The sequence below is a fragment of the Thermococcus sp. genome (assembly GCF_027008145.1).
Classification (GTDB): Archaea; Methanobacteriota_B; Thermococci; order Thermococcales; family Thermococcaceae; genus Thermococcus.
On sequence record NZ_JALTCZ010000024.1, the window covers coordinates 1 to 3,355 of the forward strand.

At 55.4% G+C, this 3,355-nt stretch carries 4 protein-coding genes, 1 rRNA gene and 1 pseudogene; 2 read left to right on the forward strand and 4 right to left on the reverse strand.

The genetic code is table 11. The features are described 5' to 3' along the window. From MVD07_RS01030 to MVD07_RS01045, 4 genes are all read right to left on the reverse strand, one after another. Positions 1-83 (reverse strand): 16S ribosomal RNA (locus MVD07_RS01030); the annotation flags it as partial. Between the two features lie 387 nt (positions 84-470). Continuing rightward, positions 471-1,325 (reverse strand): ribose-phosphate diphosphokinase, encoded by an 855-nt coding sequence (locus MVD07_RS01035; RefSeq protein ID WP_297497446.1) that lies wholly within the window; start codon positions 1,323-1,325, stop codon positions 471-473. Positions 1,326-1,380: 55 nt separating this feature from the next. Then, positions 1,381-2,082 (reverse strand): DUF1614 domain-containing protein, encoded by a 702-nt coding sequence (locus tag MVD07_RS01040; protein WP_297497449.1) that lies wholly within the window; start codon positions 2,080-2,082, stop codon positions 1,381-1,383. Beyond that, a complete protein-coding gene (locus MVD07_RS01045; RefSeq protein WP_297497453.1) occupies positions 2,075-2,434 on the reverse strand; it encodes an ASCH domain-containing protein in 360 nt (119 codons plus the stop codon). Before MVD07_RS01045 ends, MVD07_RS01040 begins: the two co-directional genes overlap by 8 nt. Positions 2,435-2,530: 96 nt before the next feature. Between MVD07_RS01045 and MVD07_RS01050 the strand changes: the two genes are divergently transcribed. Both MVD07_RS01050 and MVD07_RS01055 read left to right on the forward strand, forming a co-directional pair. Next, complete coding sequence (locus tag MVD07_RS01050; protein WP_297497455.1) at positions 2,531-3,166, forward strand: MBL fold metallo-hydrolase; 636 nt, start codon at positions 2,531-2,533, stop codon at positions 3,164-3,166. Positions 3,167-3,175: 9 nt separating this feature from the next. Further along, positions 3,176-3,355: pseudogene (locus tag MVD07_RS01055) on the forward strand (DNA repair protein RadB); the annotation flags it as partial.

Below are 3,355 nucleotides of genomic sequence, written 5' to 3' on the forward strand. Positions count from 1 at the left end.
CCGGTGTCCCCGAAGGGACCCCGTGACTCGCATGGCTTAGTCGGACCCCCATAGCAGTGGCCTCCGGCAGGATCAACCGGAATTGAGCAAGGAGTACGGCCGGTGGGACTTCCCTTAACAGGAAGTACCAAAATTCCCGTCCGGGGTTTGGTCGGGATGCCGGGCCTGCCTTACCCCCGAGGGACCCTCCTTCCGGAGTTTCCTCGGGAGCGCACCTTCTGTCACCCGGGCTGGAGGGCGGGGTTCATCGGTGGGTGCTTTGCACCCTTTCCCCCCGACGCCGCCGTCATGGCACCCGGGTCTCAGCGCCCTGTTCGGGCGCTCCACCCTATAGGCCCAGACCCCCGCGATGAAAAATTTTTGCAAAAACCTTCTACGGGTGTATTTTAAAAAAGAGACCGTCAAAAGAGCCCGCTTAAATGCATATCTTTAAACATAAAGATGTTAAAAATTTTTGCAGAGGGAAAGCCTCACCCCCGGTTCGGTTTCAAGCTCACTATATCGGGAACGATGCTTATCTTTGAAACCGGGGTCGGTATGGTGTTCGTGACCGCGAGTTCATCGACGGCTTTGCTAACCCGCTCTATAGCCCCCTCCGCGAAGACCCCGTGGGTAACTCCAACGAATATCCTTCTCGCTCCCAACTTCTTCAGTATTGAGGAGGCCTTTATCATCGTTCCCCCCGTGCTTATGATGTCGTCCACTATGAGGACGTTCTTTCCACTAACATCCACCTCAACAGGCCTCATCTCAACATCGGTAGGCGAAATCCTGTGCTTCTCAAAGTGACTGTATTCAACCCCAATGAGCTCAGCAACCACCTTCGCCCTTCTCAGAGCACCCCTGTCCGGGGCCAGGACGATACCCTCTCCAAGCTTCCCTCTGAAGTACTCGGTTATGGCCCTAGCCGGGGATATGTTGACGGCCTTCCCAGGAAAGTAGGAGAGGGTCTTGGGGTTATGTATATCGACGACATAGAGCTCATCGTAGTAGAGGCCGAGGGCCCTCATGACTGCCCTAACGCTTATCGGCTCCCCCTCTTTCACAACCCTGTCCTGCCTGCCGTAGGCGAAGTAGGGGATGACAGCCCTGAGCTTTTCAAAGCCCCTTTCCCTGAGAGCGTCCCCTATAAGGAGGAGCTCCAGAATTCTCTCGTCCTGGGGGTAAAAGGTCGAGCTGATGACCGTGGCTTCACTCCCGCTCCCCATCACCCTAACGTACTTCTCCCCATCGGGGAACCTCCTGAGTTCAACCTCAAGGATTTCCGCCCCAAACTGGCGCATCTCATCCTCCAAGTGTTTTGCGCCGCTGCCAATGACGAACATGAGGGTCACCTCCATTGACGCAAGCGTGTAGAACCCGACCCTTATAAACCCAGCGTTAAACCAGCAGGACGGCAATAACTCCCGCAAGGAATATACCGTCGAAGGTTCCGGCACCCCCAATGCTGACCATTGGGACACCGAGTCCCTTTATCTTACCCCAGTTCATGAGGTCAGCCCCAATGAGAACCCCGAGGGTTCCGCTCACATAGGCAACAACCGTGGGATTACCATCCCCAAAGGCCCAGCCGAGGAGAACCGCCATGATAGGGGGGAAGAAGGAGGGCATCGCAATGCCGAGGCCTCTTATTGGCCTTGCGACGGCGTTGCTGAATAGCGACGCCACTGCGACAGCTATAAGAGAGTTGAGAAGAAGTCCATACTGAGCACGCTCCACCATCCTTATGAACTCGTATATCACCACGCTCAGGGGGATCAATGCCCCACCGACGTTAACGGCTATTACCGTCTTTCTTTCCTCCCAGTCGAAGTAGGGGGCGGGGTAGACGAGACCAAAGAAGCCGAGGGGACGGACGCGGATAACCGGCTCATAGGTCACCTCCTCGGCTATGGGGATGTTTATGAAGCTTCCCACGAGGGCGAAGGCAAAGAGTGTAACAGCGACCTGGGGGGGCATTCCAAGCCTGTGAAAGGCCAACATAACTGCCCCGGAGAATATGAGAAAAACGAGGATGAAGAAGAGGGCCACGAAGAGGAAGAATGGCCATCTCAGGGCGGGGAAGAGAAAGCGCTTACTCATCCCTGACCACCACGTTGGCCCATATCTGAACGCCCCTGGCCATCTCAACGTCTTTCGGCCTCTCGAAGCGCTCTGTATTCCTGAGAACCCATGCGTAGAGGGGCTTTCCGTTGGAGTATCTCTTGAGGAACTCAAAGCTGACCCTGTGCTTTGCCTCGTGCTCCGCCAGCTCCTCCGGGGTGAAGGGGCCGAGAACATCAACCAGTTCGGCCTTTCCTATCGCTTTCCCCTTGGAGATTATCAGAATCTCGCCCCTAACCCTCGTCCGGAACTTCCTTACCTCCCAGACCTTCTCACCATCCACTATGAGGCTCGCAAAGGGTTCCCTGACTATGAGGCCCTTCCTTTTCATACCCACCAGTTTCGAATAGGAATACGCCTTAATAAAACCAACGCTGGGAAAACTTTAAGTCCGCTTTGAGGAAGGCACTCTAAGGAGGTTATGCCGATGAGGATAATCTGGTATGGACACTCATGCTTCTGGATTGAGACGAGGGGAGTAAAGATCCTGATAGACCCTTACCCTGAGGTCGACGACGACAGAATAGGTGAAGTCGACTACATACTGATAACCCACGAACACACCGACCACTACGGAAAGGTGGAACTGCTTTCAAGACTCAGGGGAGCGACGGTAATAGGGCCCAAGCAGGTATACCTCATGGCCATAAGCGATGGTATAACCAGGGCAAGGGAGATAGACATTGGAGAGACCATAGAGATGGACAACGGCGTTAAGGTGACCGCAATCGCTGTCGAGCACCCATCGAGCCAGTACCCTGTTGGCTACCTGATAGAGGGCGACAAGAGGGTTCTCCATCTCGGGGACACCTACGCGAGTCCGATATTCCAAAGGCTCCGCGGTAAGGTCGATATTCTTCTCGTCCCGATAAGCGGGCGCTCCACCGCGAACGAGCGCGAAGCGGCTCACATAGTGGAGGACATAAGGCCAAGGATAGTACTCCCAATGCACTACGGGGTCTACGGCGAGGGCGATCCAGAAAAGCTCGCCGAGGAGCTGAGGAAGAGGCGCGTCTGGGCTCTGGTCAAGAAACCCGAGCTGTATAGGGAGATGACCTTCTGAGGGAAAGCTATGCTATCAACCGGCTCCAGGAAGCTGAACGGACTCCTAGGAGGGGGCTTTGCAGAGGGGGTTCTCACAGAGGTATACGGACCGTATGCAACAGGGAAAACGACGCTGGCAGTTCAGACGGGCCTCCTCAGCGGGGGTAAGGTAGCTTACGTGGACACCGAAGGTGGCTTCTCACCGGAG